A 17,670-nucleotide genomic window follows, 5' to 3' on the forward strand; every position below is an offset into this window, starting at 1 on the left:
TAAAATTCTTAATTAAGAGGTTATTAAAATAGAAATGATATAAAATCTATTTTAATAACCTTAAATTTTCAGTAAAATATAAAGTTATTACTTATTAAAATAAGATATAATATATTTAAGTAAAAGAGGAGTGGTGAGTAAATTTATGAAAATAATTATTATTGAGGATGATGAATCAATAAGAGAAGAACTTGAAAATCTGTTAAACAGGTATGGGTATGAGGTTAAAGCACCAACTGATTTTAGCAATATTATAGAATATGTAGAAAATGCAAATGCAAATATTATATTATTGGATATAAATCTTCCCTTTTTTGATGGCTATTACATATGTAGAGAGATAAGAAAAAAATCACATATACCTATAATTATAGTAACTAGTAGAGATAGCCAAGTGGATGAGCTTATGAGTATGAATCTTGGAGCTGATGATTTTATAACTAAACCATATAATACTGAAATATTATTGGCACGTATAGCTTCTATTTTGAAAAGATCCTATGGTAATCAGTTAGTACAAGACGTTTTAACCTATAAAAATTTGAGTGTAAATATGTCTAATGCAACTGTTACATCTGGAGAAAAATCCTTAGAGTTAACAAAAAATGAGTTTAAAATACTCACTCACTTAGTAAAAAATAAGGGGAATATAGTATCTAGAGAATTACTTATGAATTATATGTGGAACTCTGATTGTTTTATAGATGATAATACTCTTTCTGTAAATATTACTAGATTAAGAAAAAAGCTTGGGGATATAGGAATGGAAAATGCAATAGAAACTAAGAGAGGGCTAGGATATATAATGCAATGAGTGTAGGAGAATTTTTAAAAGAGAAGCTTCCATTTCTATTTTTTAATTTAGTATTATTTCTTATTATTTCAGGAGTAATGGTTGTAATAAAAGTTCCCATAGTTATAGTTTTTTTAGTTTTTTGCATTTGGTTTTTACCACTAGTATCATATATTATAATGGAATTAATTAAAAACAAAAAATTCTTTGATGAAATTGGTAGTGTATTAGAAAATTTAGAGAGAAAGTATTTATTACCAGAAGTTATAAATGAACCTAATTTTATTTCTGGAAAAGCTGTTTACAATATCCTTAAAGAAACAAGTAGAGATATGAATGAAAATGTTAAATATTATAAAAATATGCAAGATGAATACAGGGAATATATTGAAACTTGGGTACATGAAATAAAAACTCCAATAGCATCAACAAAATTAATTATAGAAAACAATAATAATCCAGTAACAGATAAAATAAATTTTCAAATTAACAGAATTGATGGGTTTATAGAGCAAGCACTATATTATTCAAGAAGCAATGATGTAAATAAAGATTATATTGTACAAAAAATTCAGCTAAATACTGTAGTTATGAATGTAATAAAAAGAAATTCTAGAGATTTCATTAGCAAAAAAATAAAATTGGATATAAAAGATGTAGAGGAAATTGTACATAGTGATGTTAAATGGATTGAATTTATATTAAATCAGATAATAGGCAATTCAATTAAATACTCAAAGGGTAAGGATGACCAAATAAGCATATATTCAATTAAAAATAAAAATTCCATAATACTAACCGTAGAAGATAATGGGATAGGTATAGTAAATAAAGATATAAATAGAGTTTTTGAGAAGGGTTTTACTGGTGAAAATGGAAGAAGGTTTGGTAAGGCCACTGGAATGGGATTATATTTATGTGAAAAACTTTGTAATAAGCTAGGATTATCAATTAATATTCAATCAAAAATAGACATGGGAACTAAGATTAATATTATATTCCCACTGGGAAAGTTAACTAATTTTTAAAAACAATTAATTTTGAATAAGTGGGTTAAATGTAACATACATGATACATTTTAATATTATATTGTAGAGTGATTTTTTTGTGAGGGAATATGATAAATAGTAGAGAGAAAGTAGCCCTTGATTCAAAGATAGGAAATATAACAGACAAATTATCATTATATATGGTTACACTGCGGGGGGAATATTTAAGTCTAGATAGTAGTTATTCAAATAATTTAGAGATTTCTATTGTACCGTTACAAGGTGGTAAGGAAATTGTAATTCCAGTTAATTATTGTGGCTGTTTTCAGAAGTTATTTTTAGGGGATTTTAACGGTGATGGTAAAGCGGAGATAATGTTAAGAGGAAGATTTGGTGGAGCAGATGGATTTGAGATTTTTTCTATTTATGATTATAAAAATGGTGAACTAAAAGAAATGTTTAATCAAAATATTTTTATGGAGAAGTATGAATTTAAGTCAAGATATTTAGATAATTATAAGGTAGGAGTAGACTCAATACCATTAAAGAAAAAGTGGAGTATAGATATATCATACAAGTCTAAAAATTATTTAAAACTTACTTACGACGACAAAGGAAAGGTTACAGGTGAAGGAATACCAGCGGTATCACCAATAAATAGTGCATATCCAATTAATGATATACATCAAGGGTGTTATAATTTATTTTTAAGACAAAAAATTATAGATATAGCTAATGAACAGGTAATAGGTGTGGTTGAAAGTTTTGTTAGTTTAAAGGATAACAATATAATTATATATAATGCAGGAGTTTCCACCTATAGTGAGAATATGGATAATATGACTAAAAAAATGATAGAAAATCAAGATATATGATAGATTAAAGGTTTTGAATCTAGTAATAGTACTAAGCATAAGTAAAAATTCACCACAAGGGTAACAGTAATGTGACTCTTGTGGTGAATTTTATTTTTAAAGTGCAACTTGGTAATGGATTTATGCAACTTAGTATAAATTAGTTGTGTTAGTAAAATTCAAGTCATATACTTAAGTAAAGAGAAGAATGGAGGCTTTAAATGAAGATTATAATAAATGAATCTGATGAATTTCAAGAGGTTGAAATTATTATAAATTGTAGTGGCGTGGATGATAAGATATCTAGAATTATATCTGAAATTAAGGCCTTAGATAGAAAGATAAAAGGAATAAAAGACGGACAGGTATTTATATTGGATATAGATAAAATATTTTATTTTGAGTCAGTGGATAAAAAGACTTTTATCTATATGGATAAGGAAGTTTATGAAACTACTCTTAGACTATATGAGCTGGAGGAAAAACTTCAGAATACTGATTTTTTTAGAGGATCAAAATCGACTATAGTAAATTTAGCTAAGGTGAAAAATATAACTCCCATGTTTGGAGGAAGGATAGAGATTGTCTTAGAAAACAATGAGAAGCTAGTTATATCCAGGCAGTATGTGCCTACACTTAAAAGTAAGCTTAACTTCTAAAGGAGGATATATTTATGAGAGATTTAATTAAAAACACAACGGAAATAAAGATAATAGCAAGTGTATTCTTTACAGGAGAAGCTATGATGTATGCAATAATGGCTCCATTCTTAGGGATCTATAGTATATCATTAGGATTAATATGGCAAATGGCATTTATATCTGTAATTTTAACTGCAATTCAATACATTATATATACATCAAATCTTTTGTCACATATAAAAACATGGGTAAAGATACTTTTTCATTATGCATCACTGGTTATAATAGGATATCTATGGATAAAGGTTTTTAAGTGGTTTGACATAGATAATATCAAAAATGTATTCGTTGCTTTATTAGTATTTACAGCATGGTTTTTAGCGTTTACAGGATCTATTGCAATATACAACAAATCTACTGGCGAACAATTTAATGAAAAGCTTAAATTATATAAAAATTTAAAGGAGAAATAATAATTTATATATTATTAAAGATATAAATGGAAATGAAATTAGGATTGGTTTAACACCTAGTCATATACAATTAAGATTATGAAATTAACATAAATCATAATAGATTCTACTTTTTAATATAGTTAAATGATAAAAGGGGGTAAGGTAAATGTATATAATTGAAACAAATAACTTAACAAAAACATATGGGAAAAGTAGGGGGATAATAGATGTAAATCTACAGGTAAAAAAAGGTGAAATATTTGGTTTTGTAGGACCAAATGGATCGGGAAAATCTACCACAATACGCACTCTTTTAAACTTCATTTTCCCAACGGATGGGCATGGAAAAATTTTTGGGAAGGATATTGTTAAGGATAGTAGTGAAATTAAAAAGTACATTGGATATGTACCAAGTGAAGTAAAGTTTTATGATGAGTCTAAGGTTAAGGATATTATAAAGTATGCTTCTACATTCTATGATGGATGTAGCAAGGAAGAAATAGATAGACTTTGTGAAGATTTAGATGTTGAGCTAGATAAGAAAATGAGTGAACTAAGCCTTGGAAATAAGAAGAAAGTTGCTATAGTGCAAGCTATTATTCATAATCCCAAATTACTTATTTTAGATGAGCCTACAAATGGGCTAGATCCACTTATTCAAAAGAAACTTTTTGATATATTACAAGTTCAGAAAGCTAAGGGAACTACAGTATTTTTATCATCTCATAACTTAGTTGAGGTGGAGAATCTATGTGATAGAGTGGCAGTTATTAAAGATGGAAAAATTATTGATGTCCTTGATGTTAGTAAGATTTCTAAAAAGGCAGGATTGAAGATTACCATAAAGGCTGAGGGCATAGATGAGAAAAAAATTCATGAACTTAAAGGTGAAATTATAAAAAATAATAAAGGTGAGATTACCTTTAGTTTTATGGGGAATATTGATGAAATAATTAAGGGCGTAGCTAAGTTTAAAATAGAAACTTTATTAATAGGGGAGCACACCTTAGAGGATACCTTTATGGATTACTACAGTAATGAGGGGGATAAATAGTATGAATGTATTTAAGTATGAGTTTAGAAGACTTTTAAAATCATCAATTATATGGTCAATGGTGTGTGTAGCATTGATAATAATGTTTATGGCATTGTTTCCTAGCATGAAGGATAGTGGAATGCAGGAATTGGTTGCTACAAAGTTAGATGCATTACCACCAGCACTATTAGAAGCTTTCAATATTGAAGGTGTTGTGGATTTTAGCAATATTTCAGAGTATACAGCCTATGTAATTCAATATATAGCAATGGCTGCTGGAATCTATGGATCAATTCTTGGAGTATCTGCTTTAATTAAAGAAGAAAGTGAAGGAACTATTGAGTTTTTATATTCTAAACCAATTACAAGAAGTAAGATAGTAACTTCAAAATTACTTTCTTCAGCAGCTATATTTTATCTATTCATCCTTATAGTTGGAGTTGCTACCATGGGTGTTGCTATGGTTGTTAAGCCAGCGGATATTAATACTATGACATTACTTATGGACATGAAGATTTTGTTTATAGGCATGGCTTTTCTTGGCTATATATTTATGGCAATAGGATTCTTGATATCTGTTCTAATAAAGAGTGGTAAACAAGCAACATCTATTTCTTTAGGAGTATTCTTTACAACTTATGTTTTGGGCATACTTGGTAAAATGAAGGATGGGCTAGAAGGCTTTTTATATCTATCACCATTTGATTATGTGGTACCATCAAATCTCATAAAGAATGGTTTTGACATGAAGTATGTGCTTCTTGGATTAGGTATAATAGTTATATGTATTTCAACAACTTATATTATATATAATAAGAAGGATTTAGCTTAATAAATATAATAGGGGAAACATTGATAATAAATAAGACCAGTATAAAGCGATGAAAACGACTTTATATGGGTCTTATTTTTATGGGGAATTTACTAGATTAATAAATTAAACAATTGACATAAATCTATAATTAGTTAAAGAAGCAATATTATTATCAAGAGTAAAATAGAAGATTTATATAATAATATTGTTATAATCACAAAAGTAAGGTTTTATGTAACATATAAACTTGATAGTAATAGTATATTAGAGTAGAGAATTATTAATTTAGGAGAAGATATATGGTCAGTGAAGATGTGAGAAAATTAAAGAATATAGCTAGTGTTGAATATGAATATAAGCCAGATACGGCTTTAAATGTAACTAAAATAGGCATTAAAATAACAACATTAACAGATCCTATTATCATTGCTGAAACGTCAACACCAGTTTTAGCATTTCAGAATATTTGTTGTACTAATGTAATAGGCCCAGGAGAAATTTTAACTTATACTATAGTAGGTGTAAATCAAGGAAACGTAGCTCAAACTAATCTAGTAATAGTAGATGAATTAGATGATAATGTAATCTATATTGAAGATAGTGCAAAGGTTGAGGTAAATGGAGTAAACTATGAAGTAGTTCCAGCTATGCATACTACAGGACACTGTGAAGTTGTCTATGTACCAGCTATATCACCTAATAAAGGAATGGTAACAATAACTTTATTTCCAACTGATAGTTTAAATCAAGGAGATGTTGTTACTGTCAAGTTATCAGTAAAGGTAAAATCAGAAACTCAATTTAGCGATATTGATAATACTATTTCTAATAAAGTATATGGCACCTTTAGTTATACTCCGTTAGATGGTAGAGACCAAGTTGATAATGAACTGAGTAAAGAAGAAGTTGTTACAACTGAAATAAGCTATGCAAATGTTACTGTAACAAAGTCAGTGGTAGGGATAAAGCCAAAACAAAATGGAGAGGCTATAAATTATCTTATAACCTTAGAAAATTGGGGCAATGTACAGGCTACAGGAGTGAGAATAACAGATTTATTACCAGAAGAAGTTCATATAGGAGGTAATGAAGGGCTTATTCAAACCAGTACTGATGGAGTCAATTGGATATCAATGACTGATAAAAATGTAAAGCTAGATATAAATACAAATATACTTATTATAAATGGATTATCTATTGGAGTGGCAAGTGTTGAATCAAGAACGATCACTCCGGGTAAACTTTATGTGAAAATGTCAGGTAAAGTGTATAACCCACCTATTCCGCATGTAGAATATACGGGTGGCGTTACTGTTCAAACATCAGATAATATAACCATTAACACACTTTAATAATGAATGAAAATTTATTATAGAATTTAGTAAGAGAAAATATTGATATATTAAAGAGATATTTAGTTAAATTAAATTTTAAATATCTCTTTATTCTATTTATATATCAAAGTAATAATGTGAATTATATTTCATAAAATTAATAGAGTATTATTTATGTGAAAATTACGTTAGGCGGTGATATAGGTGGATAACAAAGGAAGTGAATTAAATAGTTTTATTATAATTGATTATGATTATGAGGGGAGTAATGGAAGGGTACAAAGTTCCACTATTACGTCTAGTGTTACAGATGTATCAATTTATAAAGAAGAACTAAAATTAATTAATACAGTTAATGTGAATTATGTATCCACTAAAGAGATATATGAATATACTTTTATAGCTATAAATTCAGGAGAGGTTATTTTAAAAAATGTTATTATTCAGGATAGTTTAGGACCAAATATTAAATTTATATATGGAAGTGTTAAGGTTAATAACTGTATAAATGGTGATGTTGATATAACCTATGGAGTGGATATTGGAGAGATTTTACCGGGAGATGTGGTGAAAGTTTCATTTAAGGTTAATATTATAGGTGTGCCAATAGAAAGAAAAATATTTAATAAAGGTAAGGCGCTGTATATTTCAGAGGGGATTAAGGATAAGCAAGAAGGTGAAGTCAATTATAGTATTATTGAAAGCAATTCTGTAGTAGTTAATATAATTTCAGGAGATATTAAAATAACCTTGGATAGTGATACAACAGTGGTGAAGACTGAAGGAAATGTACACTGTAAAATGATGGTTGAAAATTTAGTAAATATTAAATCTCAAGATATTAGATTGTTTATTGGTAATTCTAAGGATATAAAAGCTAATCCTAATAGTGTAAGTATAGATGGAATAAAAATAGAAAAAGTTGATTTTTATGAAGGCATAGCTTTAGGTGATTTAGAGCCAAGGGAATATCATAGTATAGAGTATCAGGTAGTGATTAGCAAATATGCAAAGGGTCAAATTAAACACATGGCCTTTGCGGAATATAATATATCATCTAAAAGTAACCATGTAGTAAGTAATGAGAATAAAACTTCAAATTTAGCTGTGAGAATTTTAACTGTAATGGAAAAATACTATATGGAGACAGACTTTTATACAAATTTAAGAATTAGAAACCCAGGAGAAGATATTGATGTTAAGGGTATAAACATGAAGGTAGATATCCTTAATTACAAATACATTAAGGAAGAAGGCATAACTAAGGCCTTGATTTACGGAGAAATACGCACTATAGCTGCATATATTAATGTGAAAACTAAGCAAATTGAATTTGTGGAAACAAGGGATAATTTAAATCAGGAAATTCAAATTCCTAAGGTAGTTAATGAAATAGGGGAGATTTCAGCTATTGCATTAAAGGGGAAATATTATATAGATAACCACATTAAGAACATAATTTTAAAAAATATTATAAAGTTTGAAGTGAATTTAATTTAGCATCTCTGCTGTTTTGAAAGAATAGAGCTGTAATAGTTATTTATAATAATTAAAAAAACTCTCTAGAAAAAATTTTCTAGAGAGTTTTTATTTTAAACTGGTATTATTTCTATATTTGTATCTTTTCTCCAAGTGCTATTTAACAAGTAGAATGATGCCACTGCTGATATTAAGTCTGATACTGGGTATGCAATCCAAGCACCTACAATACCAAAAATATTTACGAAAACTACAGCTAGAGGTATAAAAACTATTAATTGTCTAAATAGAGATAGTCTAAATCCTTTTTTTGCTTCCCCAATAGCTTGATAGTAGTAAATTCCTACATAATAGAATCCAACTAGAGGAAGAAAACATATGCATATTCTAAGGGCAGTAACTGCCTCTGATAGTAATTTTGCATCAGTTAAGAATAAACTTATCATTTGAGGAGCAAAGTACATTAGCACTGCTCCGAAGGCTAAGGATATTACAGTTACAGTTTTTATTGATGCCTTAACTGTAGTTTTCATCCTAGTATAGTTACCAGCTCCAAAGTTAAAGGCAACTATTGGTTGCATAGCTGAACTTATACCAATTATAGCTATAAACATGAACATGGATATTTTAGTTATAACACCTACAATTATTATTGCAGCATCTCCACCTTCGGCAATTAACAAGTTGTTTAAAACTACTGCCACAACAGCATCTGAAATTTCAATAACGAAGGTTGAAAATCCAACTGCAACGAGACCTTTAAGTATTGATATATCCATATTAGATATAATGTGTTTAAGTGAAAATTTAATTTCAAAGTGCTTAACTACATCTTTAAATTTATAAAGTACAAATAATAGTCCTACAAATTGAGAAAATACAGTTGCTATAGCTGCTCCCGCTATCCCTATTGGAAAATGAGCTACTAGTATATAGTCAATTATAATATTTAGTACTGCACCAATACTGTTTGCATAAAGTCCAATCTTTGAATTACCAAGGGCCGTCATTATGTATGAACAAACAATGGTAAGTCCCTGGAAGAGCGCACCTATAAAAATTATTGATACATAATCATTTGTTAATCCATAGGTAACTTCACTAGCTCCTAATTTATAAAGTATAGTTCCTCTAAAGAAGAATAATACAAATGGAATTATAGTTTGTGCTATTAAAGTTAGAACTATAGCGTTTATGATTGTTTTCTTAACCTTTTTAGGTTCATTTTCTCCGGAAAATCTTGAAACATAGGTTGAACAACCTATTGCTATTAAAAAGGAAATTGCTATAAGAAAACGTTGGATTGGAAAGGCTACAGTTAGTGCTCCAATGGCATTAGGGCCGATGAATCTTCCAACGAAGACTGTGTCTACCATATTATAAAGTTCTGCAACAAGTAATGAAAATATTGCTGGTATTGCGAATTTAAGTAAAACCCTATAAGGTTTATTGTCTGAAAAAATATTTGGGTTAATTCCCATAAGTTCCACCTCTATTGTTTGAATATTCTGTATGTTTTTGTTAGATTAGTTTTACAAAAACTGTTTCTTTTTATAAAATTGGATTTACAATTCAATTTTATAAATTTATTATTACTACATAAAGTATTTAACAGTACAAATACTTTAGTTATTTATCCAATTTAGTTAAGTGTTTATAGTTCATAGAAATATACAGTAACTTTTGTAAGTAAGTATAATATCATATAAAAATATATCTTAAACTATCTATCTTATAATATTATTATACGTTAAAAAAAATTGACACGCATTCACTTAAGTGCCCAGCAAAAAGTACTAATCAACTAATTTGCAAGTTTTCAGAAAACATAAAAAAGCACAAAAGCACCTTAAATAAGATGTTTTTGTACTTTAATTTAAGCATTTTCAGTGGAACCTGCAATTTTTCATAGATTTTTTTAAGTTCCTATTCAAAATATAAATATTTTATGGCTATTTTATTAAAATAAAAGTCTATGTTTAAATATTAGGTTAAGATATACTGGGTTTTGAAGGTAAGTATAGTAATATTATAGATTTTAAAATCATTTACGAGGCTTTTGAACTTCGTTTATTATAATTAATATAGCTCCATAGGTTTTAAGTGTAGTTAAAATATTTATTACCGTACTTTTTTTAGAGTACTTAAATTTAATATCAGGATAGGATGCTTTATGAAGAATTCCATTTTCCTCTTTATTAAGCCTTGTTGGTCTACCCATATCAACCCAATAGTTATATGAAGAACCGATTTTCTCATTAATTTCATAGGTAGTTACATTTATATCAGAATGGATATTAGTAACGTTTAGAGATAACTTTTTAGAAGTAGCATTCTTTAGACCTCTAAGCTTTGAAAAACTACTTGTAGATATTAGATTACTGATCTTGTCATGATATGTATAAAGTAAGATTTGGTATTGGTTATCACTTTTAGTTACAACATACCCTTCGCCTTTAGTTACTAAGTTATCTCCTAATTTGTTAAGAAGAGAATAAGCATAGAAGGCAGGTTTTTTTATACCCTTATCATTTATAAGTCCAGGATAACCAAAAAATAGCTCATTAGTGATATTAACTTGCTTATCTAGTACATCAAAGGCTCTTATAAAACTTAAATCTCCTTGGGTATTAACTACGTTATCCACAATAAATGGAATCATATAAGCTGTATCATAAATATTATTTATTTCATTATTAATAGTAAAGGTTTCGTCTTCCATTTTAAGATTATTATCCTTGAATAGGTTTATAATGTCCTCTCTTAAATCTGTAGGGAAGGTAGAAGCAAATTGAAACCTAAAGTTTTTATAGTTAAGAGTTTCAATAGCACTGAAATATTCCGTAAAAGATAGAAGAATATTTTTAAAATCTTCATATATAGAATCTATATTTTCAAACAAATTACTACTACATTTCGGAGGATGAATGCTTTCAAATGTAGAGTTGGTTTCATCATCTTTATTTAAGCCTTGGTTATTTAAATCTAAAACAATAATAGGAATTATATCAAGGAACTCTATAAATTCTAGTACATCCTTTGCTCTATTCCAGTTATGAAATTTTGAGCCAGGAAATATTGCCATATCTGTGCTAAAGAGGTTTATAACTCTTCCAAATTCAAAATCCATCTCCCCTTGAAGATCTTCTAAAGTATCCTTATTATCTTCAATTAATAGGTCAAATGCATCTCCAATAGTAATAATTTTCTTGAAATCCTTATTGAAGTCTCCAATATACTCTTCCATGTTAAAGTTAAGCTGATGGATTTTATCTTCATAATTGAATCTATCATAATCCTCAAGATAATATATTAGAGATTCAATGCTATCATTTAAAGGGAAGGTTTCAAATTTAGTAGCTCTTTCTAATTCCTTGGATGTAGATTTATACTTTTTCCTAAATTGAAGGGGTGTAAGCTTATAGTGGAGCTTAAAGTGTTTATTAAAATAACGAGTGTGGGAAAAGCCTATTTCCTCTGAGATTTCAGAAAGGGTCATATCTGTATCTAAAATTAACTTTATAGATTCCTCAACCCTTATTAGATTTAAAAAGTCTGTAAAGGAATAACCAGTAGCATACTTTATCTCACGAGATAGATAATGGGTACTTAGATATTCATTACTAGATATATCCTTTAAAGTAATATTATTTTGATAATTATTATAGATATATTTTGAAATACTGTGGTATCTTTGTAATTGATCTTTATTATCCTTAAGTTCTTCTTTCTCATAAATTAGATAGTTAAAATTATTTATAAGATGATAAAGGAGTTTTACTAGAATAGCCTCAATCTCTTCATCGTAGTTATCTTGCTTTTGAACTGTTTCACAAAGAATCTGGGATAAAAATATCCTAAGATCTTCATATTCTTCTCCATACTGAGAGTCTTCAGCAATGGATTTAGTATAAAAAAACATGTTTTCTATGTCATTATAGTACTTTTGAAAAAAATAGGGGTCTATTTGAAATATAATTACTTTATTATCTTCATCATCACTTTCAAGACTGTGAACCTCATCTATATTAATAATCTCTACCTGATTTTCATTTATAACGTATTTTTCTGTATTTATGTAAAGGTTAATAGTACCTTTTATTACATATAGAATTTCAATACAATAGTGCCAGTGAATAGGATAATTTTTGATGGTTTCATAGGATATGGACACAGGCATATTGGCTGAGTAATTAACATATTGTTTATGCATTATAAACTCTCCTTAAAAATTTCTAATAGGCTATGCTTTAAACTAACCTTAATTATGACTTAATATTATTGAAGTCAAATTTCTATAGTTAATTAAAAAACTTAGCTAACATTTAATATTATTAGTATTATAGCACTATTTAGAAAAAAAATCATAGTTCATAAAGTGTAAATTAAAAGCTAGTATTTGGGATAATTTTAATTTAAAATAAAACCTAAAGCTCCAAGGCACAATACCTTGGAGCTTTAGTATATTATTAAATCTTGACTTTAATATCTTAAATTAAACATTTTAAAGTAATTATTTTTAGTTCAATTCTAAACTTAAAACTTAATATTTATAGGATGATTTTTGTAAGTTATCTTAAGGAATATCCATTATAGCATTTCTACAAAGGCAGCCATTCTTGTGTTAAGTTGTCCAATATCAGCTGTAGAATAGTCTGTTTCTATGCTGATGTAAGGAATACTTTTCTTAGTATTTGTAAATCTTTTTATTTGAAGGGTTTCTACTGCATAGGTATGACATGCTTGCAGAACTACATCTACAACAGCATCAATTTTATATTCATCTATCATTCTATCTAGCAAATCAAAACGATTAGGGTTTGGAGTCATGCAAGAGCAACCAATATTTAGATATTTACGAGCGATTGCATCATAGATATCAGGATTAGTTTCATCTACTAATTCATCAATAGCTTTTGCACCAGTGCAGTTTTCAAAAGCAACTACATTAGCGCCATTATCTTCTATAGCTTTTATAACTTTTTCAGTTGCTCCACCAATTGGACATCCGGTTATAAGTATACGAGGTTTTTTATCGCATTTCTTTTCAACTTCATATTCACCCTTAATTTTCTCTATTAACGAGTAAATTTCATTTGGGATTTCACCTTTATCAAATTTAAAAGTAGCTCCATAAAGAACCTTAAACATATCTTGTCCTAACATTGGAGGTGGGTCTAATTTTCCAAGTTCATAGAAATCTTTAAGTGCTTTTCTTTCAGCATTCTTAATTTTAATAGCTTCCTTAATTTTATCATCAGTTATGGTAGTTTCAAATTTCTCTTCAAGAACCTCTTTAAATTTTATAACTTCGCTTTTCCAAAGTTTTAATCCTTCTTCACTTTGTGAATTTGGAAGTTCCATAACATGTACAGGTTTAAATTCACTTAGGTACTCATACATTTTTTTCTTACCATCACAGGTTGTCTCACCAACTACTAAATCAGAAAAATAGAAGAAGGGACATTTATCTGTCTTAGCAAAACCATAGCTTGATTTTATTAGTGGACATAGATTACGAGGCAAATCCTTTTCAGCTTCAGAAATAGTTTCATCTGAAGTTGAGCAAAGAGATACAACAGTAGCTCCCATAGCAAGAGGAAGTTCTTGTGGCATGTATGTACAGAAAACTCCGATAACAGGAATATTATTATCCTTTAATTCTTTTACTTTTATGAAAGAATTTCTTCTAGCCTCTGCAAATTCATCGAATATTTCAGGTAAATCTTTTCTTAATTCCATATTAATTCTCCTATCAAATTATTTTGTTATAAGGTAGTGTTAATACTACATATACAAATTACTATATCTTCGTATATGAAAGATTAGAAAAATATATTTAGTATGTTCAAACCTTTCTATATAAGATTATACATAGAATTTGGTGAATATTATGCATTATAGCATTTTTTAATATATTGTTTTCCAACTATTTGTAAATGTGATAGATAAACCCTACTTACTATTTATCCATATACATATGTAAAACTTATTTTAAATACTATTTCAATTGATTTAATGATGATAAAATAAAGAATATATATGAAATAATGATTTGAATATATAATTTCATATAATTATAGTAATATATAAAATTATATAAACAATATTGGGTTTGAAAGTACAAGTTTTTAATTAAAAGTTGTAAATTAAAATTATAAAAATTTTAAAATAGGAGGTATAGAAATGCAATATAATTTTGATGAAAGAGTAGATAGAATAAACAGTAATTGTTTAAAATGGGATCTTGTAGAGCGGTCACATGGAGATAATGAGATCTTGCCATTATGGGTTGCGGATATGGATTTTAAGGTACCAGAGGAAATTGCAAAGGCAATAACAAAGAGATTGCAGCACCCGATTTTTGGATATTCACTTAGACCACCTTCATACTATAAGGCGGTTATGGAGTGGTTTGAAAAAAGATTTGGTTGGAAAATCAAGAAGGAATGGATAAAGTTTGCGCCAGGTGTGGTACCAGGGTTAAATACCTTAGTTGCAGCCTTTACACAACCAGGTGATGAGGTTATAATCCAAACTCCGGTTTATCATCCATTCTACACCATAATAAAAAATAATGGTTGTCAAGTTCTTGAAAATCCACTGATTTGCAATCATGGTAGATACGAGATGGACTTTGAAAATTTGAAGAGAATAATAACTAAAAGAACTAAAATGATAATACTCTGTAGCCCTCATAATCCAGTAGGAAGAGTATGGACAAAAGAAGAGTTAATAAGGTTAGGAGAAATATGTATTAAACATGATGTACTTATAGTAGTAGATGAAATTCATGGAGATATAGTATTTAAACCAAATACTCATACAGTGTTTGCTGATATTAGTGAAGAATTTGCAGACCACTCTATTATTTGTACAGCACCAAATAAAACCTTTAATATTGCAGGATTTAAAACTGCTAATATAATTATAAAGAATGAGAAACTGAGAAATCAGTATGTAATTCAGATGGATAAGCACTGTATAGATGGGCCAACGACGCTTGGTGCGGTGGCACAGGAAGCTGCTTATACAAAGGGAGAAGACTGGTACCAAGAATTGATGAAGTATTTAGCTGATAATATTGAGTACACTTTAGATTTTTTTGAAAGAAGAATCCCTAAAATAAAGATTCAAAGACCAGAAGGAACTTACTTGTTATGGCTTAATTGTACAGACTTAAATATGTCAAAAGAAGAACTAAAGAATTTCTTTCTTAAGAAATGTAAGGTTTGGTTAAATGAAGGTAGCATGTTTGGAAAAGCAGGTGATATGTTCCAAAGAATTAATATAGGAACAAGTAGGGGAGTTTTGACAGAAGCACTTGAAAGAATTGAGAGAGAAGTAAATAAGCTTTAAGTCACAATCTAAATCTTAATTAAGAATATAAGCTTTAAAGGATAATTTAAATTATAGTCTTAGGAAGATGTGAGGATTTAAGACTTAATAAATATAATACTAATATAAAAAACCTTAGAGTTAAGCTAGCTCTAAGGTTTTTAGGTTTGTTTATAATTATAAAGACTTAAGTACATTTATTTTATGTTGTAATCATCTATTAACTCATAATTAGAGATAAGCTTTAAAACTAAATCTAGAGCATCATCCCCATCAACCCAAAGATCTGGCTTAATGCCTTCACCTTCTTTAAAGAATTCATCATCAAATATCTTTAACCAATTGCCATAGGAAAATTCGATTTGCGAATTAGGTAGGTAGCCTAATTCTATATTTGAGCTTTGAAGAGTACCATTTGTATTGGTTCCAACTACAACAACATTATTAAAATCTTTTAAGTTTTCAATGAAAAACTCTGCAGCAGCTGAAGTGTTTTTATCAGTAAGTGCAAATATTATGTTTTCATTTTCATGGAGTTCAGTATTCGTTTTAGGAGTATTAGCGTAATAGTAGTCATCAAGTTTTTCTAAGTTTAATAGGTTAATATCATCATTAAAGTAGATGTCATTGGCATAAGTTAGATAGTCATTCACCCTTCCATACAGAAGTAAATAAAGGCTATTACCTTCGGGAACAACACCAAAATGTGTATTTATCCAATCTAAGGCTACTAATATGTCACCTCCACTATTACTACGTAAATCAAGGATACTTATCTTTTCATTTTTAGTTTTAAGTGAAGTTTCTGTTAAGTCAATACCATCCACAGAAATGTGGTAGGGCATACGTCTTATTGATGTGACAGGTATATTATCAACTTCAGTATAATCGAAGTTAGAAGATGTAGTTTCATTGAAATTACTTGCAAGTCTTAACTCAATTTCTTTTGGATATTCACTTTCGCCTCTATAAAAGACTACATTAATATTAAGATGGTCTTCACCATTATAAACCTCTAACATTCCTATATTTTGAACTAACTCACCATTATTATTTATAGATGTTTTTAGATATTTTTCTATATTATCCTCAGAATTTATGCTTTTAATATAATAGTTTACTCCACCATAATATACGTAATATCCAAGGGTGTTTTTAAGAATAGGAAAGTTATCATTATAATAATAGGTGCTTGTCCCTAAAATAGAATCAGAATTTAAATTGTCACCTACGTAAAAATGTCTATCCTTTATGAAGTTTAGTGATTCTTTCATAAAATCTTCTAGTGAATTTACGTTTACTGTATCACCTTCATATTTATAAATATAATCTAATATTTTTTCTTTAGCTTGGAGAAAAGCTTCGTCACCACCATAGTATTTATAAGGGGCATAAGTACTCTTAAGAATTTTAAAATATAAATTAATGTCTTCAATAGCATCATTCTTTATTACTGTGCTTATAGATTTAACTTCTTTAGGAAGAAAAATATTTGAATAATCTTCGTAGGTTATCATGTCATCATCAGAAATAGAAAAAGTATAATCCTTTATGTTTACATCAGGTATGCTTATATTAGTATTTTTATAATTGATTTTTGAAAGTTCATCTTGGAAGTCTATAGAGTATTCGTTATTAAATGAAAATGTTAAGATACGTACTAAAATTGCTAAAAAACAACCAAGTACGAACTTGTTTATAAATTTAGATTTCATCACACTCTCCACCTCGCAAAATTATATTAAATAAAACTATTATACCATATTTTGTAAAAAATTAAAAGGAAATTAATAATATAATTTAAATTTAATTCTAGGTAATATGGATTAACCATTCATATAACTTAAGTAAATTTAAGATCCCTTCAAATGGCTTTGCTATCAATAATATTTAAGTCTACTTTTAACATTCATATAAAACATAAGTTAATCATTTTG

General features: G+C 28.3%; 14 protein-coding genes. 10 read left to right on the plus strand and 4 right to left on the minus strand.

From position 1 onward, the window contains the following. Positions 1–145: 145 nt before the first annotated feature. From RSD37_RS12285 to RSD37_RS12325, 9 genes are all read left to right on the plus strand, one after another. Positions 146–814: a response regulator transcription factor gene (locus RSD37_RS12285; RefSeq protein WP_346947033.1), complete on the plus strand. Its 669-nt coding sequence runs from the start codon at positions 146–148 to the stop codon at positions 812–814. Then, positions 811–1,821 (plus strand): sensor histidine kinase, encoded by a 1,011-nt coding sequence (locus tag RSD37_RS12290; protein ID WP_346947034.1) that lies wholly within the window; start codon positions 811–813, stop codon positions 1,819–1,821. The genes RSD37_RS12285 and RSD37_RS12290 overlap by 4 nt, the downstream gene beginning before the upstream one ends. Before the next feature lie 89 nt (positions 1,822–1,910). Next, complete coding sequence (locus tag RSD37_RS12295; protein ID WP_346947035.1) at positions 1,911–2,657, plus strand: hypothetical protein; 747 nt, start codon at positions 1,911–1,913, stop codon at positions 2,655–2,657. 200 nt (positions 2,658–2,857) lie between these two features. After that, a complete protein-coding gene (locus RSD37_RS12300) occupies positions 2,858–3,295 on the plus strand; it encodes a LytTR family DNA-binding domain-containing protein (protein WP_346947036.1) in 438 nt (145 codons plus the stop codon). A 14-nt stretch (positions 3,296–3,309) separates the two neighbouring features. Beyond that, positions 3,310–3,750 carry a hypothetical protein gene (locus RSD37_RS12305; protein WP_346947037.1) on the plus strand — a complete coding sequence of 147 codons (441 nt, stop codon included), beginning with the start codon at positions 3,310–3,312 and terminating at the stop codon, positions 3,748–3,750. Positions 3,751–3,898: 148 nt separating this feature from the next. Further along, positions 3,899–4,786 carry an ABC transporter ATP-binding protein gene (locus RSD37_RS12310; protein ID WP_346947038.1) on the plus strand — a complete coding sequence of 296 codons (888 nt, stop codon included), beginning with the start codon at positions 3,899–3,901 and terminating at the stop codon, positions 4,784–4,786. A gap of 1 nt (position 4,787) precedes the next feature. Continuing rightward, positions 4,788–5,600 (plus strand): ABC transporter permease subunit, encoded by an 813-nt coding sequence (locus RSD37_RS12315; RefSeq protein ID WP_346947039.1) that lies wholly within the window; start codon positions 4,788–4,790, stop codon positions 5,598–5,600. Between the two features lie 281 nt (positions 5,601–5,881). Continuing rightward, positions 5,882–6,934: a hypothetical protein gene (locus tag RSD37_RS12320; protein WP_346947040.1), complete on the plus strand. Its 1,053-nt coding sequence runs from the start codon at positions 5,882–5,884 to the stop codon at positions 6,932–6,934. Between the two features lie 186 nt (positions 6,935–7,120). Further along, positions 7,121–8,416 (plus strand): hypothetical protein, encoded by a 1,296-nt coding sequence (locus tag RSD37_RS12325; protein ID WP_346947041.1) that lies wholly within the window; start codon positions 7,121–7,123, stop codon positions 8,414–8,416. 92 nt (positions 8,417–8,508) lie between these two features. On the opposite strand, the gene RSD37_RS12330 is transcribed toward RSD37_RS12325, so the two are convergent. The 3 genes from RSD37_RS12330 to RSD37_RS12340 all read right to left on the minus strand — a co-directional run bounded on the left by RSD37_RS12330 (position 8,509) and on the right by RSD37_RS12340 (position 14,137). Further along, positions 8,509–9,876 (minus strand): MATE family efflux transporter, encoded by a 1,368-nt coding sequence (locus RSD37_RS12330; protein WP_346947042.1) that lies wholly within the window; start codon positions 9,874–9,876, stop codon positions 8,509–8,511. A 563-nt stretch (positions 9,877–10,439) separates the two neighbouring features. After that, on the minus strand, positions 10,440–12,608 hold the full coding sequence (locus RSD37_RS12335) for a helix-turn-helix domain-containing protein (RefSeq protein WP_346947043.1): 2,169 nt from the start codon (positions 12,606–12,608) through the stop codon (positions 10,440–10,442). A 377-nt stretch (positions 12,609–12,985) separates the two neighbouring features. Beyond that, a complete protein-coding gene (locus RSD37_RS12340) occupies positions 12,986–14,137 on the minus strand; it encodes a double-cubane-cluster-containing anaerobic reductase (RefSeq protein ID WP_346947044.1) in 1,152 nt (383 codons plus the stop codon). A 444-nt stretch (positions 14,138–14,581) separates the two neighbouring features. Here RSD37_RS12340 and RSD37_RS12345 point away from each other — a divergent pair, with 444 nt between their 5' ends. Next, a complete protein-coding gene (locus tag RSD37_RS12345; protein ID WP_346947045.1) occupies positions 14,582–15,754 on the plus strand; it encodes a MalY/PatB family protein in 1,173 nt (390 codons plus the stop codon). Positions 15,755–15,930: 176 nt separating this feature from the next. Here the strand turns inward: RSD37_RS12345 and RSD37_RS12350 are convergent, their stop codons facing one another. Further along, entirely contained in the window at positions 15,931–17,448 is a 1,518-nt protein-coding gene (locus RSD37_RS12350; protein WP_346947046.1) for a S41 family peptidase, read from the minus strand. Positions 17,449–17,670: the final 222 nt, after the last annotated feature.

It is taken from the genome of Clostridium sp. (genome assembly GCF_036646415.1).
Taxonomy (GTDB): domain Bacteria; phylum Bacillota; class Clostridia; order Clostridiales; family Clostridiaceae; genus Clostridium_J.

Bases quoted from the DNA above. Each gene is read 5' to 3' on its own strand.
- RSD37_RS12285 (WP_346947033.1), top strand. From the start codon at position 146: ATGAAAATAATTATTATTGAGGATGATGAATCAATAAGAGAAGAACTT.
- RSD37_RS12305 (WP_346947037.1), top strand. From the start codon at position 3,310: ATGAGAGATTTAATTAAAAACACAACGGAAATAAAGATAATAGCAAGT.
- RSD37_RS12320 (WP_346947040.1), top strand. From the start codon at position 5,882: ATGGTCAGTGAAGATGTGAGAAAATTAAAGAATATAGCTAGTGTTGAA.
- RSD37_RS12335 (WP_346947043.1), bottom strand. From the start codon at position 12,608: ATGCATAAACAATATGTTAATTACTCAGCCAATATGCCTGTGTCCATA.
- RSD37_RS12315 (WP_346947039.1), top strand. From the start codon at position 4,788: ATGAATGTATTTAAGTATGAGTTTAGAAGACTTTTAAAATCATCAATT.
- RSD37_RS12345 (WP_346947045.1), top strand. From the start codon at position 14,582: ATGCAATATAATTTTGATGAAAGAGTAGATAGAATAAACAGTAATTGT.
- RSD37_RS12290 (WP_346947034.1), top strand. From the start codon at position 811: ATGAGTGTAGGAGAATTTTTAAAAGAGAAGCTTCCATTTCTATTTTTT.
- RSD37_RS12310 (WP_346947038.1), top strand. From the start codon at position 3,899: ATGTATATAATTGAAACAAATAACTTAACAAAAACATATGGGAAAAGT.
- RSD37_RS12330 (WP_346947042.1), bottom strand. From the start codon at position 9,876: ATGGGAATTAACCCAAATATTTTTTCAGACAATAAACCTTATAGGGTT.
- RSD37_RS12340 (WP_346947044.1), bottom strand. From the start codon at position 14,137: ATGGAATTAAGAAAAGATTTACCTGAAATATTCGATGAATTTGCAGAG.
- RSD37_RS12350 (WP_346947046.1), bottom strand. From the start codon at position 17,448: ATGAAATCTAAATTTATAAACAAGTTCGTACTTGGTTGTTTTTTAGCA.
- RSD37_RS12295 (WP_346947035.1), top strand. From the start codon at position 1,911: ATGATAAATAGTAGAGAGAAAGTAGCCCTTGATTCAAAGATAGGAAAT.
- RSD37_RS12300 (WP_346947036.1), top strand. From the start codon at position 2,858: ATGAAGATTATAATAAATGAATCTGATGAATTTCAAGAGGTTGAAATT.